We start from the raw sequence: 23938 nt of genomic DNA, 5'->3' as shown, positions 1-23938 counted from the left end.
ACCGCCGACGTACTATCGAACACATGAACGATAGCTCGCCCGCGCCTCGTCTCGACATGCTGCGCTTCGCCCGCCGCATCGCCGTGCAGCAGGTCGAGCAGATCGACCGATGGATAGCCACCGAGGAACGCCGCGAGACCGAACGCCACCGCGGCGAACAGGCACATCCGCCCGCCCCGGACTGGCTCATCGAAATGGGCCTCGGTGGCCGCGACCCGGTTTACGTCCACGTAGGCGGCTGCCACATGGCAGGCAAGCGCAGCCGCGGCGTTGAGCGGGATCAGGTGTTGCGCGCGCTCACCGAGGGCGTGGCCGCTTGTCCGCACTGCCGGCCGGACACGGAACTCGGGGTGCTGGACTGAACATCGAGATCCTGGACGTCGGCTGGCTCGGCTGACGCCCCCGCAGGGCGAGCCCTTCCGTATGTGCCGAGGCGCCCCTACCATCGCACCTCTCGGGTCACCAGGCGGTGATCTGTGTTGGGGGTACAGATGGGGTTCTTGATCGGCATTCTGTTGATCGTCTTCGGCGCTCCACTCGTCGGACTCATGGGCCACTGGCTTGAGAACGCAGGCCATGATGCCGCCGGAAGGGCGATCTCCGTCGGCGGGTATGTAGTGGTGCTGGGCGTGGCAGCCTGGCTGATCATCGGCAGCTTCTGACCCTGCCCGGCCGGGGCGGGTCGATGCTCACGGAATACGTCCATGCCTGCCCGCACTGTCGGTCGGATACGGAGCAACTCGGCGTGCCGGACTAGGTGCTGGTAGCGCTCTTCGGGCTCGGCCGAGCTACTCGGCTCAGGGTCACTTGAGCTTGTCGATCACGCTTTTCTCCGCTTCCGAGAGTCGTTTCACGATGTTGCCCAGGATCAACTGCGCCTTGACCTTCCGGTCCAAGAACATTTGAAGCCTGCGGGACTCGAGTTCGTCCTCGCCCTCGGGACTGTGGTTTCCCTGTCGATCTTGCGCCATGATCTTTCCCTTCCTGCGGGGCGGCGGTCATGCGCCGCGGGCACGTCGGGCCGAGGTCTTCTTCGCCGTGGCCTTCTTGGCGGTCGCCTTCTTGGCGGCCGTCTTCTTCGCGGGCTTCTTGGCTGCTGTCTTCTTCTTCGGCAGCTCGTGCACGGTCGCGTGTTCGCCGCTCTCGCCACGGGAGGCCTTCGCCTTCTGGACGGACTCTTGGAGTGCGGCCATCAGGTCGACGACCGCCCCGGCCGTCGTCTCCTCCTCCTCCGCTGCATGCGGCGGCTCCTTGCCCTTCTGCCTGGCGGTGATCAGGTCGGAGATCGCCTCGGTGTACCGGTCGGTCGCGGCGTCCTCGGGGATGTCGTCGCTGGCCATGACGTCCATGAGCGCGAGGGCGCGTTTGATTTCGTCCTCGGGGATCTCGACGGCCGGCGGGGCGAGCGTCTCCGGGGAGCGGATTTCGTCGGGCCAGCGCATGGCGTGCAACACGATGGCGTTGTCTTTGATGCGGAGCAGGCCGAGGCGCTCGCGTCCGTGCCACGCGAACTTGGCGACGGCGGCCTTCGCGTTCCGCTCGAGGGCCTTGCGCAAGAGGATGTAGGGCTTGTTCGCGACCTGACCGTCCGGCTCGAGGAAGTAACCCTGCCCGATCCGGATGGGGTCGATTGAGTCGTAGGGCACGAACGACACGATCTCGATCGCCTTCGCCGTGGGGAGCGGCAGGCCGGCCAGGTCCTCGTCGGTGATCGCGATCAGCGTGTCCTTGGAGACCTCGTACCCTTTGCCGATCTCGTCGGCACTGACCTCGCGCTCTTCGATTTCGCAGTACTTCCGGGTGCGGATCCGTCCTTGGTCTTTCAGGTGGTACTGGTGGAAGCGAATGCTGTGGTCCTCAGTCGCCGCGGTCACGCGGATAGGGATCGTGACCAAGCCAAAGCTGATCGCGCCGGACCAGATGGCGTGGGGCATGGCAGACCTCCAGGCCCCCCTGGGCGGACAGGCCTCCAGCCTAGGGCGCAGACCCTGCCGCAGCACCCGCGCCAAGACAGAGCGCCCGCCTCGACGGGGGTGCGAGGCGGGCGCACGGCAGTGTGGCACGAGGGGGCTGACAGGTGGCGCTGATTCGCCTAGCGTGGCGGAGCGGCCACTTCAGTTCGCAACCGCCCTTCGGGGAGGGGTCCTTCGGGACGCTGGGTGGCCGCACCTTACGCTGACGCTGCGATGCCCCCGCCACTTTCCCTGGCGGGGGCATCGTGCGGTCAGGTCAGGCTTCGTCGATGTAGTGCCAGGAGTCCACGTTGTTCTGCACGTGAGTCTCCAACGCGCCCTCTGCCCAGGACTGCTGCTCCTGGGCAGTCCAAGAGCCCCAGTCTTCGGGCAGCTCAACTTCGGCCTCGTCCTTCAGGCCGCCCATCTCTACGCCGAGCTTGAGCACCTTTGCCATGTCACTTCTCCTTCTGCGCTTCGTCGTGCGCCTGGAGCGCCTGGGAGATGGCTCCGACGCTTGGGTTCTTGCCCTTGCTCTTGCCTTCCGTGATGCGGAGGTGCGGTTGGATCTGCCGGATGGTGAAGCCCTGCGCACGCAGGGCGACGGCCTGGATCACTAGGGGCTCGGTCATCACTGGACGTCGGCCGAACTGCTTGCCGGACTTCCGGGCGGCTTCGAGACCACTCTTCGTCTTGCGGCTGATGTCCTTTCGGCGTTCCTCGGCGAGCAGCATGGCCAGCTTCAGCATCAAGTCGGCCTGCGGGTTGTGCTTCGGATGGTCTTCCGGGTAGTGGTCGCCCGCCCCGATCCCCTTCAGGACGCGCAGCGGGATGCCGACCTTGCCGAGATGGCCCATGAGGAGGAGACCGTCGAGCAAGTTGCGGCCGAGCCGGTCGACCTCCTGGACGCAGAGCATGTCCCCCTGACGCATCCAGTCCAGGGCTGCGGCGAGTTCGGGGCGCTTCTCGTGACTGATCTTGCCGCTGATCTTCTCTTCAAAGATGCGGATGCACCCGGCGGCTTCGAGGTCCATCCGCTGGCGCAGCGTGTTCTGTTCGTCGGTGCTCACGCGGCCGTACCCAACGAGGTCCAATACTCCTCCATGTTCAGGAAGTAGATGATTCACGATTCCTGAACAGTGTCTCAGATGAACGGGCAAATGAACAGACGGGACGTCAATTCCCCTTCGCCTCAGGGGAGATCGTTCAGGATCAGTAGCCGACCGATTGGTGAACGGCCTTTCTCGGCTGGACACAGCGAAGCGCCCCCACCGCTTCGGCGGTGGGGGCGTGGTTCACGCAGGTTCGTCCTCGACGGGCGGCGGCGGGATGTCGGGTTCGAGGAACAGCCCAACGTAGCTGGGCTTCGGCTGCGGTTCGGCATCGGGCATGCGTCCTCCTAGTACTGGCGGCGCTGCGGGTCCAGACCCATCGACAGCAAGCCGTCCTTCTTCTTCTCCGGCTGGGGCGCACTGTCGCGTCGGCAGACAAGGGCGTCCGGATCATAGGCCGGGGTCTGGAGGCTGTAACCGTCGGGGCATGCCTGCCCGTCCCGGCCATCGTTGCCGTCAGCGCCGTCCTGCCCAGCGGGACCCTCAGGTCCGGCCGGGCCCGGTACGCCTTGAGGGCCCGCGGGTCCCGGTACTCCGTTGCTACCGGCGGCGCCTGTCGGGCCGGTAGTGCCGACGCCGTCCTCGCCGCTACTTCCGTCGTCGCCGTTCTTCCCGTTCTTCCCGTTCTTCCCTGGGGATCCTGACGGGCCGGGGCTGCCCGGATCGCCTGGCGTTCCGGGATCCCCCTTGGGTCCTTGGGGGCCGACGATGGATTCGCCGCGGCTGCCGGGCGGGCCAGCCACCGGCTTCCCGCCGAGGCGCTGCACCTGAGCGGCGAGCGCGTCCCTGGCCTTGTTCGCGGCGTTCAGGTCGGCGGACTGGCGGACGACGAGGATCGTCAACGATGCCAGGAATCCGGCGACGAGGAGGAGCGTGAGGCCGACGAGCCATTCGGCGCGAGGGAGCCGAAGACGGCTCGGCTTCTTGCGGGTTGCGCTCACTGCGCCACCACCGCCCATATCGCTACACCCGCCGACAGCAGAGCCAGTAGGACAGGCACGACCAGTTGGTAGAGGCGGGCTTGCCGCTCGCGTTCGCGCCGATCGCGTTCTGTCAGCTGGTACGTCTCGAACGCGTTCTCCAGGGTCTCGCGAGCGTCGGCGACCTTCTGAAGATCCTGCGACAGCTGGGTGATTCGCTGGTCCGTGTAGGCGGACTGCAGGCTGTACACCTCGGTCGAGACGACCTTGTCGAGGCGGAAGTTGATGCCCTGCCCCATCTGCTGAATCTCATGGCGCAGGGCGTCGACGGTGCGCCCGAGTTCGCCGACGGACAGGTCGTCGGGCACGTGCTGCTCCTACCGTCAGACGCTGGTCGGGGGTGCGGGCTTGTTGGGCACGGCCCACGTGATGCCGAGTGCGGCCAGGACGGCGAGGGCGGCGGTGACGCCCTCCTGTGTCGTGATCGTGCCGTCGTCGAGTGCGGTGATGAGCGAGGCAGCGCCCGCCGCGACTGCGGCGGCGAAGGCCTTCAGGTACTTCTGCATGGGGATCGTTCCTCTCAGACGTTGGGGACGTGGAGCTTGGACCAGCTGCTCGGGCCAGGCGGCCACTTCGCGTCCGCGCCCGTGTAGCCGAGGGATCGCTGGAACGCCTCGTAGCTGTCGACGTCGGCCTGGCCGAGCGTCGGGCCGGGGCCGACCTTGTAGCGACCGCAGCCGACCGCGATGAGCCGCTTGCCCATGGCGGTGAAGACCGCGGACTTCCTGCCCAGCGCGGGCTTACTGCCGCTCATGAAGAAGGGGGTCCCGGGGAATGGCTCGTAGTCCGGGGCGCTCGGCGGGGTCGTGCTGCCGCCCGGTCGCGGGGCGCCCTTCTGTACCCACGCGTACAGCTTGGCGCCGGGGCAGGCGGTGGCGTAGCCGTCGCGGTGGCCCTTGATCTCGCTGCCGGCGCCGTGCTTGCACAGCAGGTCGATGCCGTCGCGGATCGCGGACAGCATCGCGTCGTTCGGCTCAGTGAGCCCCTCGGAGCCGACGAGGCCGACGATGGCGTAGTGCGCGATGTTCAGCGGCTGGTTGCCGTTGGCGCCGGTGCGCCGGCCGATGCCGCGGCCCTCGAGGAGGTAGCCGTGGGCGCACGCCCCGTAGTTGTAGGCGATGTCGCTGTAGCCCTCGGCCTTGTTAGCCAGGTGCGACTTGCGGATCGCCTTCCACTCGGCGATGCAGGCGTCGTGGTCGGTGAGAAGCCGTATCGAGACGGGCGACCCCTCGTAGTGGACCTTGACGCCCTTCGTGGACGTCTGTGTCGGAGCGGCCGACGCGGGCCAGCCCAGCTGTGATCTGGTGACGAGCTTCATGCTCGTGCCTCCTCTGCGGGATGGATGGCGAGCTTGAGCTCGGCGAGGGTGATGCGCCGTGGCTTGCTGTCGTTGTGTGCGACGAGCAGGGCGAGCGGCGTGCCCGGGTGAACGAACAGCTCGTGGTGCTTGTGGAAGAACTGCTCGCCGGGGCTCGGCGGCCGGTGCTCGGTCGCGGTCGAGTCGGCGCCGGTCGACAGGCCGAGGGGGTCGCGGACGAAACGATCGCGCAGCTCGGTGTACCCGCCGCCCTCCCAATAGATCATTGCCGTGAGCGAGCCCCAGCCATCCGCGGCCGGCCAGATCAGGCCGGACCGGTCGTCGCGCTGCCAGTCCCGCACCTCATGCCCGTGCGGGTCCTGCAGCTGGTGCATGCCGTGTTCGTCCGAGGACTCGCCGCGGCCGTAAGGGAAGCGGACGGCGTGGTAGGCGCCGTCTGCCGGGATGGACTGAGTGACGTCGGTCTTCAGCGAGCAGACGAGGACCGTCACGGCGCCTCCTAGGTGAGGGCGGCCCAGCGGACTGCGCTGTTCGCGTTCTGGCTGGCCAGGGTGATGGTTGCGGGCAGCGAGGTGTTGCCAATCCCGGTGTTGAGCGCTCGGGCGGTACTGGCTGTGAGGCCAGCGATGTTGATCCCGGTGTTACCGCCAGCGCTACCGACCTGGGGAACGGTCGTGCCGTTGGCCAGGAGCGCCACGTAGTAGGTGCCGACAGTCAGTGTCTGCGGCGTGATCGCAGCAGTCTTGGTGCCGGCGGTTCCCATCGCTGTCGTCTGATCTGCGCTGACGACTAGCCTGTTGCCGCTGGAGTCGTACAGGCCGACCAGGTTCTGAGCGGCCGTAAGGCCGGTGCCCGCGTTGGTCACGTAGTAGACGATGTTGGACACGACCGTTGACCTGTTGACGATCTTCAGCTTGGACAAGTAGACCGTGCCGGCGGTGAGAGGTACGGCAGCGCCGGAGATGACCGCCGGGTCTGCGGTCCATGAGAGAAACCCGTGATCGGTCTGCTTGAACGCCGAGTCATTCACCGTGGTCAGCGGGTACTGGAGTAGGCCAGCGGGCATCGCGTTGCCGGTGTTGAAGGTCGTGATGTCACGGAAGACCGTGCTCGACGACTTCGTGTAGGTGACGGTGCCGGTCGAGTTGTTCTCGATGCGGATGCGCTCGAACAGGTTCGGCGTGTTGCTGGTTGTGTTGAGGTCTTCGATGATCTGCAAGGCGCCTGCGGAGTCGATGTTGACCCACATCGCGCGGAACGTGTTGTTGTAGCTGTTCGTGCCGCAGACGAACATCTTGTTCCCGGCCTGACCGCTGTCACAGGTCACGTAGTTGCAGTCGAAGACGTTCGACTCGCCGTTGGCGACGTTGATGCAGGTCTGGAACTGCTCCAGGTTCAGGCCGTGGAAGCGCTGGCTCGCGGTGCCGACGAGGCCACCGAGCCAGATGCCTGTGCAGCCAGTGGAGTTGGCGCCCGCCTCGAACATGTTCCACTGGTTCTGGTTCATGTTGCCGTCGATGGAGTCGATGTACAGGGCGTATCCGCCTGTGCCGACGATCTCGACGAAGAACCGGTTGAACGTGCAGTCGCCAGCGTTCTGGTTGGCGCTGTCGTTGGTGATCCGGATGCCGTTCCTGGTCCCCTGGATCTCGATGTTGTCGAACGTCGACCGCCACGGCATCGCCATGTCCATGGCCCAGCCGGTGTTCGTCGGCGTGTAGCTGCCGCTGATGCGGATGTTGCGCATCGACGAGTCCCAGAAGCTGAGCGTGGTCGTCGTCGTGGTCGACGTCGACACGATGCCCGAGCTGGCGCCCTGGATGACGACGCCGAGGTCTTCGAGGTGGAACTGTGCCCAGTTCCCGATCAGGATGCCGTTCTGCCCGGAGGCTGGCTTCAGCGTGGTGGCGTTCTTGCCGCAGCCCCGGAGGATCACAGTGAGCGGGTCGTCCACGTTCGCGGTGCCCTGGATCGACACGGGGGCAGCCAGGTTGAAGTCACCGACGCTGAGCTGGACGATGCCGCCGCCCTCGTCCTGCGCGTCGTCGATGGCCTGCTGGATCTGCACCTGGTCGGCGGTGCCGTCACACAGGTACGCCGCTGCAGCCCGCACGTCCGCCGGCGCAGTCGCCGAAGCGACGACGCGGATCAGCTTGGTGAAGACGGCCCCGCCACCGCCAGCCCCACCGGTGGCTGCGCCGTGTGCATCCATCCAGGCGCGCGAGGTTCCGCCGCCGTCGGCCCACATGCCCGTCACACCGTCAGGCCCGGAGAAGCGGGGCAGCGCCCCGAACTCGTCCGCGGTCACCGATGTGATCGGAGTGCTGCTGGCGTCGAGGAGGTCCGCGTACTGGGTGCCCGCGTCAGCCGAGTCCCAGAAGGTGACGGTCGCGCCGGCGCCAACGGCCCACAGGCCATCGGAGGGCGTGACGACGAAGTCGGCGACACCGGCGCCGAAGGTCGACCTGGCCATCAGTCCACCACCCAACTGACCGTGCCGGGCAGGATGTCGTCACCCGTGCTGATGTCTGGCTTCTGGGTAAGCCACGCTTGGCCGGCAAGCGCGTGGTTCGCGGGGTAGATCGTGATGCGGCCGATGTCGGCGCCGCTGATGTATGCGGTCAAGTACATGTTCCGGGTGGGGTGCCGGTAGGCGGACGGAATGAGCACCGGGAGGCGGGCGTCCGTGGGCCCGGCTAGGGCGCCGCCCTTGCGGTTGAAGGTGCCCATGCGCAGGTGGACGTTGCCGCTGCGCTTCTCGAGGACGGATTCGACGGTGATCTCCCATGCGGACAGGGCGGAGTCTGCGGAGACGCTGCCTGAGCTGTCGTAGGCGGTGCTCCAGGAGGAGCCGTTCCAGAGGATGAGGCGGCCGGTGTCGGTCTCGAACGCGACCTCGCCGAGGACCGGGTTCGGGTTGCGCGCAGACGACAGGCAGGGCCGCAGGCGGGTGCCGATGTACATCTCCTCGCGTGCGACGCTCACCGCGGAGCCGCCATTCAGGACGGTGACCCTGGCGAGCGGGATCTCGTAGACGCCGGTGTCGCCGGTCTGCTGGGTCAGCGCCGGAGCGCCCGAGCCTGGGGTGCCTGCCTTGACGACGGCCCGGACCGTCCATGTGGAGCGGTCCAGGCGCAGCACCACGCGGTCGGTCCGTGTGGATCCGGAGCTGTTGGAGCCGATCGTGAGGTTCACGGCCGACGCCCCGGAGTACCAGGCGTGTCCGCGGAGGCTGCCGTAGACGCCGAGGCGGACGTTCACGGACAGGCCGCTGCCGGCGGACACGACGGCCGTGTCGGTCGGGTTGCCCCAGATGCCGTCATCGGAGAATCGAGCGGCGATCTTCTCGTACTCCGTGTCGGTCACGGCCCTGCTGTTGTGGGCCGGGGACGGCCACGAGTCCTGTGCCACGGCTCACCTCGTTTCGAGTCGGCCGAGCCTGCGGCTCAGCGTGCGGATCAGCTGCACCATCTGCGGGTCGTTCGTTGCGTCCGGGGAGCCGACGAGCGTGGTCACGGACTCCCCTGCTTCGGGGGTCGCCTGCAAGTGGATGGAGCGGACGATGTCGGTGACTTGCAGGCCGTGCGGCAGGGCGACTGCGACCTTGTCGCCGAGGTCGAAGTCCCGGCCGGCCTTCAGGTCGTCGGTGTCGACAGTGACGGTGGACAGCTCGATCGGCGCTGCACCGTCCGCGAGCTCGGCTGTACCGGCGGCGGTCAGTTCGCCGTTCGTGTCGTTGGCTGCGCCTCCGTCGAGGTACCGCTCGACGCGCCACCAGGTCGCGGCTGCCGTCGTGTTGGGGACTTCGACGTAGGTGCGGATCGTGTTGCCCTCGGTCTCGGTGCCTGCAACGAGCGCATGGGTGAGGCCGGGAGCGGACTGCTTGAACGAGACGGAGCGCAGGTTGCCCAGCCCGTCGGAGAAGCGCGCGGTCGCGCTCTTGTCCGCGGGCGCGTAGCAGCCGAACTTGAGTTGCGTGCCGACCTGCTGGACGCGGAACCCGATAGCTCCGCCCGCGAGGGCCGCGCGCCGACAGACATCGAGGACCGGCTCGAACCGCGTCTTCTCCGTGGTGTTGGTGCCGACTCCGGCGACCGCGTCGAGGACGAGGTTCGGGATGCGCCGGGCGGTGAGCGCGCCAGGCCCGCAGTTCTCGTTGACGAGAGTGCGGATGATCGTCTCGCTGTTCGTGGCGTTGAACTGACGCCAGGTCGCCCCGTGCTGTCCGGCCCATGTCAGCGTGGGCTCGGGCCATGTGATGTACCCGGCGATCGTCGCCAGGTCGTCGGAGAAGTTGACCTTTACCTGGCCGGGGCCGGGGTCGCCGTCCACGGACCACGAGTAGTCGGTCGGCACCTCCATCGGCCCGGTCATCCAGATCGCCCCGTCACGGATGACCGTGAGCCGGTTGCCGGGCTGGAGCTGAGCCATCACCTCAGGCAGGGCCGGCAGCGTCACCGACCCGGCTCCGGGCTCGTTGAAGTTCTTGATCGCGTCGAGGTCGATCCAGTCGACGAGCGGGTCGCCTTGAACGACCATGTTCTCGTTGGTCACGAGGAGATGGATGGTCATCGCTCAGGCCGTCTCGTAGCGCGGGTTGTAGGAGAGGTCGACGGCCGACCCGGCGCCGGATCCCGACAGCGTGAACGTCACCGGGTTGTCCCCAGGGGCCAGGCCCCACAGGGACGCGGTCGGCCAGTTGAGGCCGCCGATCCAGTTGTCGCCGTTCTGGTAGCGCACGCGCGGCGGGTCGGTGGAGATGGTGACCTGCTGCCCTGCGAGGAGGTTCCCGTGGCCGATCGCGGCTGCGTTGGGGTCGAGGGTGAAACTCTCGCCTGTCCCCGCGTGCGTGAACGTGATCGCCGACGCGGGGCCGGTGACCGTCCACGTCGGCCACACGGTGACGTCCCCGGGGTTGTGGAGCGTGGTCGCCCCGAGCACCTGTGACGACGCGATGGTCGGGTACGGGATGAAGAAGCTGCTGCTCCCAGCCGACGATTCGCGGTGCTCCGTGATGGGCTCGGGGTCGACCCAGTACGGGTCCTCGCACCACAGGCTGATCACCGCAGCATCGGAGTACCGGTAGTAGCCCTGCTTCGACTCGCCCTCGAACCCCTCCTGGTAGATCACTTCGATCCGGCGGCGGGTGCCGTCCGGGCGGGCTAGCTCGAGAACACCAGGCCCCTCCCGCAGCGTGCGCGTGAACGCCGTCGCGAGCGCCCGCCACCGCGCGAGGAACTCCGTGTGATCGGAGCCCTGCACGTACAGCGGCCACACGACCGTGCGGGCCTGCGCCTGCGCGTGACGCAGTCGTGCGCCCCCGCGCGGGTGCGGGTCCTGCGTCAGCTCATACGCCGTGGCGCCCAGTCCTGAGACTCCCTCGGCGAGGGTGAAGATGTCGCTGTCGATGTCGGTGAGCGGCCACACGGTGCCTGTGGGGTCCGTGTAGGTGGCGGTTGCCCGGCCGATTTCCGGGAGCGGGACCGGTGTCCCTCCACCGCCGGGCGGTTCACCCGTATCCGGCGGTGCAGGGGCGGTGATGATGGGCATTTAGCGCGGCCTCCCCACCCTGGCCCTGGCCTCTTGCACGCGCTGCACCCTCTGCAGGTCGGCAACGGTGAAGTCGGCGGTACGGGCGTTGATCGTGTACGCGTAGGAGGGCCCGCCGCCGTCTGCGGCGCGGCTGGATACCGCGTCCCACTGGTGGGCGGTCAGGATTGCTTCCGGCCGGCCGGTGTTGTTGACGGCCGCGGTGAGGCCGGGCTGGAGCCAGCCGCCCGAGTCGTACTTGCCGGGCTCGAACCCGTACCAGGACGTAAACAAGCTGTCCTTGTAGCTGCGGGCCCGCTTGCCAACGACGACGCCATCCCCGCCGCGCGACTCCACGTTGGTCTTGGCGATCGTGCCGGCGGTGTGCCCGACTCCCTTGTTCGTGATGCCGATCTTGAACGGGGAGTTGCCGTGCAGGACCCAGCCGGGCGGCGCGGTCTTCCCGGAGAACGCGCCGGTCGCCCACCGACGGTGGGGCTTCTGGCCTCGGATGACGGACTCGATCGCCGACATGAAACCGGAGCAGTCCCACGACGGGTTGCCGTTGCCGGCCCACTGGTACTTCTTGCCGTTCTGGGTCTTGGCCCACTTGAGAGCCTTCTGAATCTTCGGGCCGCCGACTCCGCCGCCGCCCTTCTTGTCGGCGTCCTTGCTGTAGCCGAACAGCGCGTCGATGATCTTCGTGGGGATGTGGCGCAGCATCTTGCCGATCCCGGTGTCCATGCCGGGGAACGACCTGAGCAGCGGGTCGACGACGTTCTTCACGCCCGCGCGTGCGGACGCCTCTAGCGTGTCCGCCAACCACGAAGCACCCTTCTTGATGCCGTTCCAGGCGGCCGACCCGGCGCCGGCCACCGAGGAGGCGGCGCTACCGATCCAGCCGAAGATCCCGCCGTCCTTGTAGCGCAGGCTCCGGTCGGTGGGCGAGCGCTGATCGTTTCCGCCGAGCACCGGAGCGAGCGCTTCGCGGACCCTCCCCGCACCGCCTGACTTGGCGAGGTGGTTGAAGTACGAGACGAAGCCGGGGCCCACGCCGCGGGTGAACTCCGGGCGCATGATGGCCTCGCCGCCGGACATCTCCAGAGCGCCACCGGTGGGGCTGTAGAACTTGTGCGGGTCGCGGCCCGGCGTGTAGCCGGGCAGGACGCCACCCTGCGCGAACTGGAACTTGTCGAGCTTCGGCGCACCGAAGGCACCAGCAATCTTGTTCCAGACTCCGCGGATCCCCTTGTTGTAGACGATGTCGATGATGAAGTTGACGGGACCCTTGGCGATCCCCTTCAACTTGTCCCACGCCGTCTTGATCGCCTTGCGTGCCGTGTCGAAGGAGTCGGAGACAGCCTTCACCGCGCTCTTCAGCGCACTGAAGATCGGCTTGATGCCCTTCTCGTACACGAAGCTGATCGCGGACTTGATCCCGTTCCACGCGGGCTTGATCGCCTTGTTGTACAGCCAGCGGAATACGTCGCCTACAGCAGTGACTCCGGACTTGATCCACCCGAAAACCGCCTTGATCCCGGTCCAGGCGCCGCTGATCGCGGTCTTGATCCCGGACCACACCGGCTTGATGACCTTGTCCTTCAGCCACGTCATGGCCGGGCCGAGCTTGTCGGCGACCCAACCCACCAGCGTCGAGATCCACTTGACGATGCTGGTGATCCAGCCGATCGCGACCTTCAGCGCCCCGGCGAACACGCCGATGAGGAACCCGGCCAGCTGAATCAGCGGCGGCAGCAGCCAGGACAACACCTTGACTGCCAGCTCCAGGACGATCGCCGCGATCTTCACCAGGGACGGAATCAGGGGGACGATCGCGAGGGCCAGCTGGATGAACGTGGGGAGCAGCTGCACGAGGAGGCCGGCGGCGAGCTTGACGACCTGGCCGATCAGCTGGCCGATCAACGGCCACAGCGGATTGAGCGCGCCGACCAGCGTCACGACGGCGGCGGCCAGAGGCGGGATCGCGTCGGCGAGAGCGCCCGCGAAGAGCATGGCGATCTGCGCGATGACGGGCGCCAGGTCGGCGATGACGGGGGCCAGCTGCTTGCCGAGCTCCGCGACGATGCCGCCGATCGGGCCGATCAACGAGAGCGCCGCCTTCGCGATCTCACTGAATGCGTCGACGAGCACCGGCAGTACCGGTGTCAGGGCGCTGAAAACGTCCTGGATCAGCTGGATCCCGATGGGGATCAGCGGACCCAGTGCCGACATGAGCTGCTTGAAGGCCTGCGCCAGGATCCCGGCGACGAGACCGGCGACCTGGCCGATCATGTCGACGAGCGGCGCCAGGAAGGGTTGTATCGCGGCGAAGATCTGGGAGATGACGCCGCCGAGCTGGATGAACACGGGGGTCAGTGCCTTGACGACCTGTGACAGGGGGCCGACCAGCGCATCGGTCAGCATGGTGATCAGGGCGATCACCGGCTGAAGAGCAGGGGCCAGCGCGGTAATGACGCCCGAGATCAGGTCGGCGATCGGCTTGAGCAGCGGTGTCACCGCTTCGACGATCTGGATCAGCGCCAAGCCGACCTGCGTGATCACAGGCGAAAGCGCCTGGATGATCGGCAGGAGGGCAGCACCGAGCGCCGACGCAAGCTTCGACAGCACCGGGCCCAGCACCTGCGCGAGGTTGGCGATCGGCCCGGCAATCGCGGCCATCAGCGGCACGACGGCCTGCACGATCGACCCGATGACCGGGACGATCGACGTGACGATCTGCGCCACGGACGTGAAGAGAGACCTCATCGAGGCCTGCATCTCGTCCGTAGCAAGGATCTTCTTCAGCTCGCCGAAGACCGCACCGAGTGTGCCGACGATCGAACCGCCCGCATCGGACGCGGCTTTGAAGATCTGGCCGACAACACCGAGCACATTGCCGAGGAGCGTGCCGAACGACTCCAGGATCTTGAAGGCAGCGTTGATGCCCTCCTCGAGGCCGCCGCTCTTGAAGCTCTTGGCAATGCCGTCGGTGAAGTGCTTGATCGCCCCGGCGAACTGGGTGAGCAGACTGTTGAACGCAGGCTGGGCGGCGACAGACAGCTGCCCGAACGCAGTGACGATCTGCCCGGGGGTCTTCTCGAAGACCTTCAGGTTCTTCGTCGCCCCGGCCAGGATCTTGTCGAGCATGCCGCTCTTGGCCATCTCGGTGACAGCGCCGGCCGCGTTCTTGGCCAGGCTGTTCCACACGCCCGCGGTGGCGGTGAGCTGCCGCTGCAGCACGGGGATCGTGGCGCGGCCGAGGGTGGTGACGGTGTCATCCAGGCCCTTGAACAGTTCGTTCTGGACCGACAGGCGCATCGCGTCCCAGGCCGGGGCCAGCCCTTTGACCGCCCGCACGAACGCCTGCGCGTTCGGTGCGAGCTTCGCCATAGCGGCATCGGCCGCCGAAGTCTGCGCAGCGGCAGCGGCCTGCGCATCGGCAACGGCCGCCGCGGCGTCCGCGACGCCACGCTGGGCGTCCTCGATCTGCCGCGCGCCATCCGCGTGCGCCTTGGCGACGCCGGCCTGCGCCTCCGCGAGGGCACGCTGAGCGTCCGCGACAGCACGGGCACCATCCACGCCCGCGCGCCGCGCGTCCTCCTGCGCGCGGGCCAGGGCGCGCGACTTGTCAGCGACGTTGCGCTGCGAGTCGGCGATCCGGTCCTGCGCGTCCTTGACCTTCTTGCTGCCCTCTACGCCTGCCTTGTTGGCCGCGTCGGAGTCCTGGGACAGGCGCTTCGTCTCGCCCTGCTGTTCCTTCAGGTCCAGCGCCGCCTGGTCGCGGGCAAGGCGCAGAGCCTCGATGTCTTTGAGGGCGTTGCCGGGCTTCTCCTCGGCGGCCTTCAGTGCGGCCTCGGCGTCCGCGAGCTTGCGGGTCGCCTCGCGCTCGTCCAGACGCGACTGCGACAGCTTGTTGTTCAGGTCCTCGAGATCGCGTGCGGCCTGCTGCCGCGCCTCATTGAGGCTGCTCTGGACCTTGGTCGCCTCACGCTGAGCGTCGGCCAGGTCCCGCTCGGCTTCCTTGACCTGCCGCTGCGCGTCCTGCTGGCGCTGCGCGGACTCCTCCACCGTGCGGGCGAGGGAGCGCTCCGCGTCCTCGACGGCGCGGTTCGCCTCGCGTACCCGCTCGGCCGCCTGCACGCGCGCGTCCGCAAGGGCGCGCTGCGCGTTCGCGAGCCCGCGCTGAGCGGACTCCACGGCGCGCGTCGCCGAGGCGGCCGACGATGCCTGCCCGGTCGAGTCGGCGAACGCCGCCTTGAACGCGGCGCCTACACCGGACATGCCGATCTTGAGGGCCCCGGCTGCCGCCCCGGCCGTCGCCAGCGCTGGAGCGAGCATGGCTGCACCAGCTGCCGCGCTCGCCAGGTTCGCGCCGATGGCAACGCCGGCCAGCGCTCCGACGCCTTTGATCCCAGCACCGAATGCCTTGGAGAAAGCACCGGCCCCGCTCCTGCCCGCGCTGCTCGCACGGGTGTTGACGGTGCGGGACCAGTCGCCCTCGAACTCCGGCCTGATGGAGACATATCCGCGTCCGACGAGCACACCGGAAGCAGCCACCGCACACCCCCGTCACTGGGTTGCGGCGCGGCCTCCGAAGACCCCCGCCAGCTGGGCTGCCCCGGAACCGTGACGGCCCCCGAAGCGAATGACATTGCTCTTCTGCTTGCGTGCCTCGACGCCGGGCCGCTCGATCGGGTCCGGGGCCTTCAGCTGCCGCGTCTTCTTCGGGTCGCCGTGCAGCTTGACCATGGCGAACGTGTTCTCGCGCGTCGCCTCGACGACCTGCGCCAGCAGATGCCGGTCGAGGGTCCACTGATCCTCGGTCGCTGTGGACCCGCGCACCGAGCGCGCTGTGGCGCTGTCCGTGGGCAGGTAGCGCAGGAAGACGCGCAGCTCACGCCATGACATCTCGCCGCGGTACAGCTCCAGCAGGGACCGGCCCGGCCAGTACCGGGCCATGTCCCACTCGACGGCCTCCCCGTGCTCCGTCAGGAATCGGTGGAGGCCGGCGATTCCCCCGGCTCGATCCCGCTGCGCTTCTGCCACTCCTCGGCGATCAGCTCGATGTCGCCGAACTGGTAGCCGGCCGCGTACATCTCCTTGATCTTCGCCTCGCCGAGGATCTCCTTCAGGACGCCGGCCGAGTCGTTCAAGTCGCCGACCCGCTCCTGGAGTTCGAAGGACAGGGCCTTGATGGGCGGCAGCGTGAACTCAACGCCCCACAGGTCGTATGTCGTCGGGTCGGGCAGGGCGTCGCGGCGCTGCTTGGCGAGCGCGTCGAGGGAGACGACTTCACGTCCCGCAGCGGCCTTCTTGGTGGCAGTCATGCTGTTCTCCTCGCAGGTGGTAGCGGGTTGAACCCGGTAGGCGCGACCCGCGTGGCACGCCTACCGGGAGTCGGGTTACGCCCCGGCCCAGGCCGGGTCGTTGGACAGCCACGTCGCGATCTCGGGCGCGGACGAGGCGTAGGCGGACACGGTCATCTCCAGGGCGACCGCCTCGGAGCGGGCCAGGGTGATGCCGCCGCGGTCGGTGATCTCGCCGCGCGGGATGACGAGCCGGTTCTTGATCGTGCCGTCGATCCACTCGAGGCCGAACGCGAACTCCTGCGGGCCAGGGGCGGCCGGGATGTCCAGGCGCTGCACTGCGCCAGACACTAGGGAGATCGTGGAGCCCGGGAAGTAGGCGGTGATCGTGCGCGACTTGAGCTCGATCGCGGTGAAGCCGAGCGTCATGTCGACGCTGGTCAGAATGCGGCGCACCGGCGAAAGAGACTGCCAGGCGCCGATGTCCTCTGTGTCCGTCGAATACTCGAGAGACACACCGTCGTCTGACATGAAGCCCAGGTCGAGCCAGGCCGCATCCCACGGAGTGTCGAGATCCACGGGGGCCGTCGACCCCTTGGGGGCCATGAAGATGGAGCCGGTAAGTCCGACCCGCACGTTGTCGGCGTCGTTCGCCACGGGATGCCTCCAGGCATAGCGAGGACCCGTGCGGCCAGAATGCCGACGGGTGAATGGGTATGGGGGCGCGGGTTGGTGAAGCTCTATGCGGGGCGGATGACCATGCTCATCACGAGCACGTACCGCGGAATCGGATCAGTCTCGGGTGCCGCCTCGAACGGCAGCCACACCACGCTCGTCTCGTCGACGCCGTAGATGCGGGCGCCCGGCTGGGCAGTACCGGCCGCGGCCAGCAGATGGGCGGAGACGTCCGCGACCAGCTGTCGGGCCTGGGACTTGGTGGCCGCCAGGATGTCGATGTCGAGGACCCTGTCGGCGGTGATGGACCGCTGCCGCGAGCCGCCGCCGCCAAGGGAGACCGCCACGACCGGAAGTCGCTCGGCGATCGTGGCCGGCCACTCGGTGCCCACGAACACGTCTTGCGGCAGCAGGGATCTGAGATAGGTGACGGCGACCAGTTCGATGTCCGGCATTGCCGCCGGGACTGTCATCGCCGCTTGCGGCCCGGCTCCGGCGCCTCAGGCTCGGCGGCCGGCGTCGGCTCCGGAGCCGCGGCGGGGGTGACGACCCGGGCGACGCGTCCGTCGCGCTGCATCTCCCGCAGCTGTACGTCGTCGACGTCGATCACGTCGCCGGGCTGATGGGTGCCGTGCCAGTGGGCGAGTTCGATGCGGGGCATCAGGCGCTCCTCAATGTGTCCAGGGCACGCCCGAGCGTGCGGGTTTTCGGTGACCGGCCGGTCTGCGGGCGGTTGCGGCTGGTTGCGGGACGGCCCGAGCCGAACTCGACCTGACCCCACCAGGCGGCGGTAGCCCCGAACTCGGCACGCCAGCCGCTGGGGCCCATGCTGGCCGCGGAGTAGAGGCTCGCCGCGTACTCGCCGTGGCGTTGGACTGCCGGGCTGTAGGTCGGGCCCGTGTACTTCGGGGCGAGCGCACGGGCCACGTCGGCGCCGCGGTCGGCAGGCCCCTTGACCGCGTTCCGCATGCCGGGTGAGCGTGCAAGTTCCCGGTACATGCGCGGGTTGGGGATGAAGCGGAAAGAGCCGGAGGGCATGTCAATCGACCTCCTTCAGGTCCGCCTCGATGTGATGGACGCCGCCGCCGGGCGCCGGCCAGCGGGCGACTTTGCCGGTCACCTGCAAGGTCATGCCCTCGAACTCGACCCGGTCGGTCTCCCGCAAGTCCAAATCCATACGGCGCGGGGTGTACAGGCGCCAGCCGGTGACCGTGAGCTGCTTGTCGTCGGTGTCTTCCATCGAGCCTCCGGAGGGCTGGACGTTGACCCCCGACACCGGTGTGCGGACGGCTGCCACGCCCCAGTCGGGACGCTCGTTGCCGTACTCGTCCTCGACCGCGCCGGGGCGCACGATGGTGACGGACTGCGTATACAGGAGGCTCATGACGGGATCACCGAGAACGCGGTGCGCCTGTACGGCCTGAGATCTTCCTTGTGCTGCCGGGTCAGCTTGGCGTTCCCGATGGTCTCCGCCGCGTAGGTCAGCGACTCGCCGCCGACCGTCTCCGAGCGCAGCCCGTTCGGGTTCGTCAGGTTCATCGTGGCCAGGTCCAGGACCACGTCGAGGACGTCGTCCGGGATTTCGCTGTAGCCGTGGCTGTAGGTGACGCGGACCTTGTCGGCCCACACGCCTTGCACGCGGTTCCAGGGCCAGCCCATCAGTCTCGTCGGTGCCTGCCACGGATAGCCGCGGGTCAGCTCGCTGCCGATCCGGGAGAAGTCCCGGTTCTCCACGGCCTCGAGTTCGATGCCGGCGAAATCCGCCACCTCGACGACCGTCAGCGGCCTCTGGGCGTCGACGATGAGTGGGCGCTGTGGCATGACCAGCACCCGTTCCCCGCCTCGCAACTCCACTGTGTCGCTCTCGACGAGCGTGAACTGCTGGCCGGTGTAGCGCCGCACCCGGGCAGACGCCCGCCGGAGCGCCATCTCGACGGCCTCAGGCGTCCCGGTGACGCCTGTCGCCTGGAGGTCGGCCGCCGTAGCGAGCAGGGGCAGTGCCATGGCGGCCTCCCCTCACTCGCTGCCGGCGTCGGCGAGCTTCTCCAGCTGCCTGACGAGCGTCGACCGCGGCTTATCCTTGGCCTGCTCGGCGGCCAGTGCCTCCGCGGCACGCTCCGGGTCTTCACCGACCCAGGCGAGGACGTCGGCGGCGTTGGCGTCGATGTCCAGGTCGCCATCAGCGCTCGCGGGCTCCTGGGGCTGTTCGGCGTCCGCCTGTGCGGCCAGCCAGTCGGCTGCCGCCTCGTCGACGGCTTCCACGTTCGAACCGGTCTCCAGCAGGAACAGGGCCAGCCCGCCGGATACTTCCTGATCCTTGGTGAGGGGAACGAGCCCGTAGTTGTAGTACGGACTGCTCGCCTCGAGCACCTTCACACGCATGTTGTCTCCTTCAAGCCGCCGGGGAGAAGCAAGCCCCTCCCCGGCAAGGCAGGATCAGGCGTGCTCGAGGACCACGGCGCGCTTGAACAGGGCCGCGTCGCCGTTCGCGAGAGCGTCGGACGGGACTCCGTAGTCGCCCACCCACGACCACGACGTGGACAGGGTCTGCTGCAGGCGGTCCTGCGGCGGGCGCACGATCCGCGCGACCTGCACGCCGGGCGCCGCCTCGATCATCGAGACGTCCGGGACGTCCTCCACGCCGGTTCCGCGCAGCAGGTCGCCGATCCCCTCGAAGGGAGCGGCTACCAGCGCGCCGGCGCCAAGGACGATCGGACGGTGCACGGTGACCGTGCCCGTCGTACCGGCCTGGATGGTCGGGGCCTCGATGTTGCGGACCCAGTCGATCCCGCCGAACCGGCCGATGGACAGGTCCGTGTAGACGGGGCTGTCGATCCGTCCCTGCAGCGCCTGCTTGAAGTCCGAGTCGGAGAACAGCTGGGCCTCGGTGTCCGGGTCGATGTGGGCCACGTAGTAGCCACCGACCGTGGGGACGTTCATCTTCCGAAGGCGGGTGACCGCGGAGCGGAACATCGCGAACGTCGCGGTGTTCGACGTGGTCAGGTCGTAGGCCGTGTCCGCGGCGGTCGCCCGGATCGTGGTCGGCGCGTTCGACGCCACCACGTAGTCGCCGGCGACGTCGACGCGGGCGGTGCCCAGGGTCAGGGTGTTCGTGCCGACGTTGACGCCGGTCACCGTGTTGGCGACGCCCTCGATCGTGACGTTCAGCGGCGTCGACGCGGACACGGCGGTCGGGACACCGTTGACCAGCACCTGCGTGAACCCCGCGACCGAACTGACGATCATCGAGGTGTCCGAGGACCCGGCCGTGGTGACCCACGTCCGGCCGCCGGAGTAGGCCGCGTACAGCTTGTTCCGGGCGATCTGGTTCAGAGACTGCCCGGCGTTGATGCCGAGGGTCTGCACGTCCGCGAGGAACTTGCTGGCGAGAGCCATGGTCGAGGTGAGCATGTTCGTGTCGACGGCGAGACCGTACTGGTCCATCGTGACGGACCACTGCTCGATGCCGTAGGTCGCGGCCGAGGTGTCCGAGCCGGTGATGGGTGTCGTCGACGGAGTGAGCAGGCCCTTGCGGGTCATGGTCTTGGTGTCGCCGAGGCCGCCCTGCCACGGCTCCGAGTCGGCGATGGCCGGGAAGATGAACTCCGGGCGCAGCGCCTCCTGGAACACGCGGTCCAGGACGCCGTTCTGCATCATGGCGCGGATCGCGACGGGGACAGTCGACCGCACATCGTGGCGGCCGAGGTCGAACCACGGCCGGGCCGCAGTCAGTGTGGTCATGTCTACTCCTGTGTGATCTCGACGGACACGAGGTCCGGGTACTGCTGCGCGACCTGTTCAAGGCCCAGCAGCGCGGTTTGGGTGATGGCCGACACCGCGGCGCAGACCCGGCCGTCCTCGGCGTGTTCCTCGTGACCGTGCACCTCGATCGAGGTGCGGCCCCCGGCCAGGCGGGCTCGGATCTGGATCACGCGCGAAGACGGAATCCCGGAACCGTCTGGGCGAGTTCTGCTTCGAGCTCGTCCCGGGTTGCGGTGCGGAAATCGGTGGGCGGGGTGGCGGGCCGTGCACCTTGCCCGGGGTCGGGCTTCGGTGCCGGTTTCTTCGGCTGCTCTGCGGCAGGGCGCCGCAGGTGCGGCTTGCGTTCCAGCAGAGCGTCGAGGTCTGCCGAGATTGACTCGGTGTCGATCTCGCCGTCGTCGCTGGTGTAGGCAGTCAGGTCGAGGAACGCGGCTGCGTCCTCCGGGTCGGCGAACGCGGCTGCCGCTGCCTTGACCTCGGCAAGCACGGCCCGGTTGGTGGCCTTGGCCACCTGCTCGGCGAGCTTCTCCGCCTTGGTGGTGGCCTTCTCCAGCTCGGACTTATCACGGTCCTGGAACTCGGCGACTTGCCGTGCCAGGTCGTCGGCCCGCTTCTTCTCGGCGGCGGCAGTCTTCTTGGCCTCGGCGCGCTGCGCCTTCATGGCCTCCAGCGCCTTCTTCCCGGGGTCGCCGAGCTTGTCGGCGCCGTCCGGGTCCGGCTCAGGCCCGGGATCCGCCGGATCGTCCGCAGGATCCGGAGCAGGCTCCGGGGCGTCCGGTTCGGGGTCGTCGTGCCGGTCAAGCTGGAACCAGCCGCTCTGGGCAGCAGGCAGCCAGCGGTTACGAGTCGTACTCATGGTGATGTGCTCCCGTTGCGGGATCAGTGACCAGGCCTTGCGCCAGGTCAGGTCGGAATCGGCTACACGATGTAGCCGTAGCGGCGCAGCAGCCGGAGCTGCCCGTCGCGGTCAGCCGTCTGCTGGAAGATGGCCTGCGGGGTAAGGCGGGGCGTGGTCGCCTGCGAGTAGCGCTGGCCCGGGGAGCGCGCGAACTCGCCGCCGGCGCGCCGGACCCGGCGCCCGTACAGTCCGCGGCGCGTGATGCCCTCGCTCGTCGTGGGTGAGCCTGCGTTGTCCATGCCGCGCCGGGCGTTGACCACCTGCATGACGTCGGCGCCCTCGCCGATCGCGCGGGCCCCATCGACGGTGAACACGCGGCGCCGTTCGGCAGGCGACAAGCTCGCAAACAGCTGCTTCGGCGTCGGCACGCCCGGCCACTCGTGCTGTCGCAGCGGCAACGTCTGACAGTCGCAGTTCGGATGCCGCAGGAAGCCCTCGGAGTATCGGTACATCTGCCCCGACAGGACGATGCAGCGCGAGCATGCGGGCAGTTGAACGACCCGCACGTAGGCCACGCAGTTGCGGTTCGCGGCCATGCCGACCTGGTCGGACGAGCGGGCCGTATCCGCCACAGCAGTCGATGCGTAGCGGGCCATGTCCGCCAGCCCGCCCAGCATGGCCTCATCCGGCGGGTAACCGGCCGCCAGGCGGCGGCGCACACCGATCGCCGGCAGGAATAGCAGCGTCTCCAGCGGGCCGCCGTCCGGGGCGATCCCCGCGAACGCTTCCGCAATAAGCGTCGCTTCGGCCAGCGCGGATCCGCTCTGAGCGACCATCTGCGCGGCGATGTAAGCCTGAGCGGCGTCCGCAACGGTGAATTGCCCCTCGGTGACCGCGGCGAGCATCGCGGCCCCGGCCGGCCCCGTGAGATCGTGCTCGATCGAGGACGCTGACAGGCCCTTCCACAGCTGCTGGATCTGCTCGACGACCGTCCGGATCGTTGCCGACACCTGCCGGTAGCGCACCTGACCGAGCTCACTCGGCGACGGCACCGGCCGGCTCCTCAGCTTCCTCGTCCGGCGCGTCCTCCACAGGAGGCTTCGGACCGAAAATCGACGCCACATCACCAGAAGCAAAGCGCTGCATCGCGTCCTGTGCGGCCTGCTCGTCCTGCTCTTCCATGCGCTCGATCTGCGCCTGGGTGTAGCCCATGTCCTCGCGAGTCTGCCGCAGCGGCACGATCTTCGTCGTGTGCAGCTTCACTGCGGCGTCCGCCTTCTGCGCGACAGTCGGCGTCGATGCGTCGCGCCAGATCGTTTCCAGCGAGCGAGCATCGTCGTTCCAGATGCCGTCCCGCAGGCGCAAGACCTTGCGGTTCACCCGCTCCCAAGTCCCGCCCGCCCTGCGCTGCTTGCGCTCTGCCCGCTTCACCAGGCGCGTCTCCGCGCTGCGGATTCCGTCGGCGCTGGCGGGGTTGTCGGTGGCGTACCCCAGGAAGTGCGGCGGCATCCCGGCGAGGGAGGCCACAAGCGAAGCCAACAGCTTGATCGTCTCGTGGAAGTTGCTGAGGCTAGCCTCGCTGAACTGGATGACGTCGGCGCCGTCTTCCTTGCGGTTCTTCTCCGTCGCCCACATCCGGCCGATGATCCGCGAGAACGCACTGACCTTACGGCCGTTGGCGTCGACGAAGTCTTCTTCGCCGAACCCGAAGGCCACCCGGCGGGGCGTGGCGTGGTACTCGGCAGAAACCATCATGTCCGTCGCGATCTTGCAGGCCGCGTCCGAGATCGGAATCACGTCCGCCAAGTCGCTCGTGCCGTTGGGGCACTTCAGGCGCGGCCGGTTCGCCAGCACCTCGACCATGACCTCACCGATCTCGTGATCGTCACGCTCATGCTCCGGATCCGGGACCCAATCACCCTTCTCCTTCACCCACCACGACGTCGCATCCGGCAGGTACAGGGCGGCGTAGTCGGCCGTGCCGGTCTCACCGTCCTCGCACCAGCGCTTCACCGCCGCGCGCACCTCACGCGTCTGCGGATCGAACTCCGCGAACATGTCGAGCGGCGACTCGACGGTGATCAGCGGCGTCGCGTCGTCGCCCTCCCGTGTGCCGACCACCACGTAGGCCCGGCCCATAACCAGCGAATCGAGATGCCCCTGCTGGGACTGCTCGTCCATGTCGTTGGCCTGCCAGATCCGCCACAACTCGTCATCCGCGCCCGGCTCGCCAGGGAAGCGGAAGCCCTCGACGTCCAGGCGCTCCTCGACCGAGTCGACCACCAGCCGGGGCCAGTTAACGACGACCTGCCGCACCGTCTCCTGAAGCTCTCGCTCAAGCTCCGGCGCCATGTACGACAGCGGCTGCCTGCCCTCGTAGTACGAGTTCAGTCTCTTCAGCTCGCCGAGGTCCTTGTCGTGGCACTTGACCAGGTGAGTGAGCCACTGCAGTTCGGTGCGTTCCAC

General features: G+C 68.1%; 30 protein-coding genes. 2 read left to right on the top strand and 28 right to left on the bottom strand.

Annotated features, from left to right (window positions below):
• The first annotated feature begins 23 nt into the window (after positions 1 to 23).
• Entirely contained in the window at positions 24 to 362 is a 339-nt protein-coding gene (locus tag AC07EJ_RS04730; RefSeq protein ID WP_478883789.1) for a DUF6233 domain-containing protein, read from the top strand.
• Positions 363 to 500: 138 nt separating this feature from the next.
• A complete protein-coding gene (locus AC07EJ_RS04725; protein ID WP_165914397.1) occupies positions 501 to 662 on the top strand; it encodes a hypothetical protein in 162 nt (53 codons plus the stop codon).
• A gap of 141 nt (positions 663 to 803) precedes the next feature.
• On the opposite strand, the gene AC07EJ_RS04720 is transcribed toward AC07EJ_RS04725, so the two are convergent.
• From AC07EJ_RS04720 to AC07EJ_RS04585, 28 genes are all read right to left on the bottom strand, one after another.
• Complete coding sequence (locus AC07EJ_RS04720; RefSeq protein ID WP_478883788.1) at positions 804 to 971, bottom strand: hypothetical protein; 168 nt, start codon at positions 969 to 971, stop codon at positions 804 to 806.
• A 27-nt stretch (positions 972 to 998) separates the two neighbouring features.
• Positions 999 to 1934 carry a non-homologous end joining protein Ku gene (gene ku, locus AC07EJ_RS04715; RefSeq protein ID WP_478883787.1) on the bottom strand — a complete coding sequence of 312 codons (936 nt, stop codon included), beginning with the start codon at positions 1932 to 1934 and terminating at the stop codon, positions 999 to 1001.
• Between the two features lie 295 nt (positions 1935 to 2229).
• Positions 2230 to 2409 (bottom strand): hypothetical protein, encoded by a 180-nt coding sequence (locus AC07EJ_RS04710; protein WP_478883786.1) that lies wholly within the window; start codon positions 2407 to 2409, stop codon positions 2230 to 2232.
• Between the two features lies 1 nt (position 2410).
• A complete protein-coding gene (locus AC07EJ_RS04705; RefSeq protein WP_478883925.1) occupies positions 2411 to 3079 on the bottom strand; it encodes a recombinase family protein in 669 nt (222 codons plus the stop codon).
• Positions 3080 to 3351: 272 nt separating this feature from the next.
• Positions 3352 to 4005 carry a collagen-like protein gene (locus AC07EJ_RS04700; RefSeq protein WP_478883785.1) on the bottom strand — a complete coding sequence of 218 codons (654 nt, stop codon included), beginning with the start codon at positions 4003 to 4005 and terminating at the stop codon, positions 3352 to 3354.
• Entirely contained in the window at positions 4002 to 4352 is a 351-nt protein-coding gene (locus tag AC07EJ_RS04695) for a hypothetical protein (RefSeq protein WP_478883784.1), read from the bottom strand. Before AC07EJ_RS04695 ends, AC07EJ_RS04700 begins: the two co-directional genes overlap by 4 nt.
• A 15-nt stretch (positions 4353 to 4367) precedes the next feature.
• Positions 4368 to 4550 (bottom strand): hypothetical protein, encoded by a 183-nt coding sequence (locus AC07EJ_RS04690; RefSeq protein WP_478883783.1) that lies wholly within the window; start codon positions 4548 to 4550, stop codon positions 4368 to 4370.
• Between the two features lie 14 nt (positions 4551 to 4564).
• The gene (locus tag AC07EJ_RS04685; RefSeq protein WP_478883782.1) at positions 4565 to 5362 is read right to left on the bottom strand and encodes a peptidoglycan-binding protein; all 798 of its coding nucleotides are present in this window, start codon (positions 5360 to 5362) and stop codon (positions 4565 to 4567) included.
• Positions 5359 to 5853, bottom strand: a complete 495-nt coding sequence (locus tag AC07EJ_RS04680) for a hypothetical protein (protein WP_478883781.1) — start codon at positions 5851 to 5853, stop codon at positions 5359 to 5361. The genes AC07EJ_RS04685 and AC07EJ_RS04680 overlap by 4 nt, the downstream gene beginning before the upstream one ends.
• A gap of 8 nt (positions 5854 to 5861) precedes the next feature.
• Positions 5862 to 7835, bottom strand: a complete 1974-nt coding sequence (locus tag AC07EJ_RS04675; protein WP_478883780.1) for a hypothetical protein — start codon at positions 7833 to 7835, stop codon at positions 5862 to 5864.
• Positions 7835 to 8773 (bottom strand): hypothetical protein, encoded by a 939-nt coding sequence (locus AC07EJ_RS04670; protein ID WP_478883779.1) that lies wholly within the window; start codon positions 8771 to 8773, stop codon positions 7835 to 7837. The genes AC07EJ_RS04675 and AC07EJ_RS04670 overlap by 1 nt, the downstream gene beginning before the upstream one ends.
• A gap of 3 nt (positions 8774 to 8776) precedes the next feature.
• The gene (locus AC07EJ_RS04665) at positions 8777 to 9934 is read right to left on the bottom strand and encodes a siphovirus ReqiPepy6 Gp37-like family protein (RefSeq protein ID WP_478883778.1); all 1158 of its coding nucleotides are present in this window, start codon (positions 9932 to 9934) and stop codon (positions 8777 to 8779) included.
• Positions 9935 to 9937: 3 nt separating this feature from the next.
• Entirely contained in the window at positions 9938 to 10912 is a 975-nt protein-coding gene (locus AC07EJ_RS04660) for a phage tail family protein (protein WP_478883777.1), read from the bottom strand.
• On the bottom strand, positions 10913 to 15448 hold the full coding sequence (locus AC07EJ_RS04655) for a hypothetical protein (RefSeq protein WP_478883776.1): 4536 nt from the start codon (positions 15446 to 15448) through the stop codon (positions 10913 to 10915). It lies immediately after the preceding gene.
• A gap of 12 nt (positions 15449 to 15460) precedes the next feature.
• Entirely contained in the window at positions 15461 to 15850 is a 390-nt protein-coding gene (locus AC07EJ_RS04650; RefSeq protein ID WP_478883775.1) for a hypothetical protein, read from the bottom strand.
• Positions 15851 to 15879: 29 nt separating this feature from the next.
• Entirely contained in the window at positions 15880 to 16218 is a 339-nt protein-coding gene (locus AC07EJ_RS04645; protein WP_478883774.1) for a hypothetical protein, read from the bottom strand.
• Positions 16219 to 16293: 75 nt separating this feature from the next.
• On the bottom strand, positions 16294 to 16854 hold the full coding sequence (locus tag AC07EJ_RS04640) for a phage tail tube protein (RefSeq protein ID WP_478883773.1): 561 nt from the start codon (positions 16852 to 16854) through the stop codon (positions 16294 to 16296).
• An 83-nt stretch (positions 16855 to 16937) separates the two neighbouring features.
• Positions 16938 to 17327, bottom strand: a complete 390-nt coding sequence (locus tag AC07EJ_RS04635; RefSeq protein ID WP_478883772.1) for a hypothetical protein — start codon at positions 17325 to 17327, stop codon at positions 16938 to 16940.
• A 14-nt stretch (positions 17328 to 17341) separates the two neighbouring features.
• Complete coding sequence (locus AC07EJ_RS04630) at positions 17342 to 17533, bottom strand: hypothetical protein (protein ID WP_478883771.1); 192 nt, start codon at positions 17531 to 17533, stop codon at positions 17342 to 17344.
• The gene (locus AC07EJ_RS04625; RefSeq protein ID WP_478883770.1) at positions 17533 to 17910 is read right to left on the bottom strand and encodes a hypothetical protein; all 378 of its coding nucleotides are present in this window, start codon (positions 17908 to 17910) and stop codon (positions 17533 to 17535) included. Before AC07EJ_RS04625 ends, AC07EJ_RS04630 begins: the two co-directional genes overlap by 1 nt.
• 1 nt (position 17911) lies before the next feature.
• Complete coding sequence (locus AC07EJ_RS04620) at positions 17912 to 18256, bottom strand: hypothetical protein (protein ID WP_478883769.1); 345 nt, start codon at positions 18254 to 18256, stop codon at positions 17912 to 17914.
• Positions 18253 to 18876, bottom strand: coding sequence for a hypothetical protein (locus tag AC07EJ_RS04615; protein ID WP_478883768.1), 624 nt, complete (start codon positions 18874 to 18876; stop codon positions 18253 to 18255). The genes AC07EJ_RS04620 and AC07EJ_RS04615 overlap by 4 nt, the downstream gene beginning before the upstream one ends.
• Before the next feature lie 12 nt (positions 18877 to 18888).
• Positions 18889 to 19254 carry a hypothetical protein gene (locus AC07EJ_RS04610; protein ID WP_478883767.1) on the bottom strand — a complete coding sequence of 122 codons (366 nt, stop codon included), beginning with the start codon at positions 19252 to 19254 and terminating at the stop codon, positions 18889 to 18891.
• Positions 19255 to 19308: 54 nt separating this feature from the next.
• A complete protein-coding gene (locus tag AC07EJ_RS04605) occupies positions 19309 to 20613 on the bottom strand; it encodes a major capsid protein (RefSeq protein ID WP_478883766.1) in 1305 nt (434 codons plus the stop codon).
• Positions 20614 to 20615: 2 nt separating this feature from the next.
• Positions 20616 to 20804, bottom strand: a complete 189-nt coding sequence (locus AC07EJ_RS04600) for a ribosomal-processing cysteine protease Prp (protein ID WP_478883765.1) — start codon at positions 20802 to 20804, stop codon at positions 20616 to 20618.
• The gene (locus AC07EJ_RS04595) at positions 20801 to 21490 is read right to left on the bottom strand and encodes a hypothetical protein (protein ID WP_478883764.1); all 690 of its coding nucleotides are present in this window, start codon (positions 21488 to 21490) and stop codon (positions 20801 to 20803) included. Before AC07EJ_RS04595 ends, AC07EJ_RS04600 begins: the two co-directional genes overlap by 4 nt.
• Before the next feature lie 62 nt (positions 21491 to 21552).
• A complete protein-coding gene (locus AC07EJ_RS04590) occupies positions 21553 to 22524 on the bottom strand; it encodes a hypothetical protein (RefSeq protein ID WP_478883763.1) in 972 nt (323 codons plus the stop codon).
• On the bottom strand, positions 22508 to 23938 hold the full coding sequence (locus tag AC07EJ_RS04585; RefSeq protein ID WP_478883762.1) for a phage portal protein: 1431 nt from the start codon (positions 23936 to 23938) through the stop codon (positions 22508 to 22510). Before AC07EJ_RS04585 ends, AC07EJ_RS04590 begins: the two co-directional genes overlap by 17 nt.

Source organism: Streptomyces sp. NPDC045026 (assembly GCF_056432625.1).
The sequence above is the reverse complement of the archived record's forward strand: the minus strand, read 5'-3'. Positions and strand labels throughout refer to the sequence as shown.

Excerpts from the sequence above, each read along its gene's own strand:
- AC07EJ_RS04730 (WP_478883789.1), top strand. The coding sequence starts at position 24 with ATGAACGATAGCTCGCCCGCGCCTCGTCTCGACATGCTGCGCTTCGCC.
- AC07EJ_RS04720 (WP_478883788.1), bottom strand. The coding sequence starts at position 971 with ATGGCGCAAGATCGACAGGGAAACCACAGTCCCGAGGGCGAGGACGAA.
- ku (WP_478883787.1), bottom strand. The coding sequence starts at position 1,934 with ATGCCCCACGCCATCTGGTCCGGCGCGATCAGCTTTGGCTTGGTCACG.
- AC07EJ_RS04710 (WP_478883786.1), bottom strand. The coding sequence starts at position 2,409 with ATGGCAAAGGTGCTCAAGCTCGGCGTAGAGATGGGCGGCCTGAAGGAC.
- AC07EJ_RS04690 (WP_478883783.1), bottom strand. The coding sequence starts at position 4,550 with ATGCAGAAGTACCTGAAGGCCTTCGCCGCCGCAGTCGCGGCGGGCGCT.
- AC07EJ_RS04685 (WP_478883782.1), bottom strand. The coding sequence starts at position 5,362 with ATGAAGCTCGTCACCAGATCACAGCTGGGCTGGCCCGCGTCGGCCGCT.
- AC07EJ_RS04675 (WP_478883780.1), bottom strand. The coding sequence starts at position 7,835 with ATGGCCAGGTCGACCTTCGGCGCCGGTGTCGCCGACTTCGTCGTCACG.
- AC07EJ_RS04665 (WP_478883778.1), bottom strand. The coding sequence starts at position 9,934 with ATGACCATCCATCTCCTCGTGACCAACGAGAACATGGTCGTTCAAGGC.
- AC07EJ_RS04660 (WP_478883777.1), bottom strand. The coding sequence starts at position 10,912 with ATGCCCATCATCACCGCCCCTGCACCGCCGGATACGGGTGAACCGCCC.
- AC07EJ_RS04650 (WP_478883775.1), bottom strand. The coding sequence starts at position 15,850 with ATGGCCCGGTACTGGCCGGGCCGGTCCCTGCTGGAGCTGTACCGCGGC.
- AC07EJ_RS04645 (WP_478883774.1), bottom strand. The coding sequence starts at position 16,218 with ATGACTGCCACCAAGAAGGCCGCTGCGGGACGTGAAGTCGTCTCCCTC.
- AC07EJ_RS04635 (WP_478883772.1), bottom strand. The coding sequence starts at position 17,327 with ATGCCGGACATCGAACTGGTCGCCGTCACCTATCTCAGATCCCTGCTG.
- AC07EJ_RS04630 (WP_478883771.1), bottom strand. The coding sequence starts at position 17,533 with ATGCCCCGCATCGAACTCGCCCACTGGCACGGCACCCATCAGCCCGGC.
- AC07EJ_RS04625 (WP_478883770.1), bottom strand. The coding sequence starts at position 17,910 with ATGCCCTCCGGCTCTTTCCGCTTCATCCCCAACCCGCGCATGTACCGG.
- AC07EJ_RS04620 (WP_478883769.1), bottom strand. The coding sequence starts at position 18,256 with ATGAGCCTCCTGTATACGCAGTCCGTCACCATCGTGCGCCCCGGCGCG.
- AC07EJ_RS04615 (WP_478883768.1), bottom strand. The coding sequence starts at position 18,876 with ATGGCACTGCCCCTGCTCGCTACGGCGGCCGACCTCCAGGCGACAGGC.
- AC07EJ_RS04610 (WP_478883767.1), bottom strand. The coding sequence starts at position 19,254 with ATGCGTGTGAAGGTGCTCGAGGCGAGCAGTCCGTACTACAACTACGGG.
- AC07EJ_RS04605 (WP_478883766.1), bottom strand. The coding sequence starts at position 20,613 with ATGACCACACTGACTGCGGCCCGGCCGTGGTTCGACCTCGGCCGCCAC.
- AC07EJ_RS04595 (WP_478883764.1), bottom strand. The coding sequence starts at position 21,490 with ATGAGTACGACTCGTAACCGCTGGCTGCCTGCTGCCCAGAGCGGCTGG.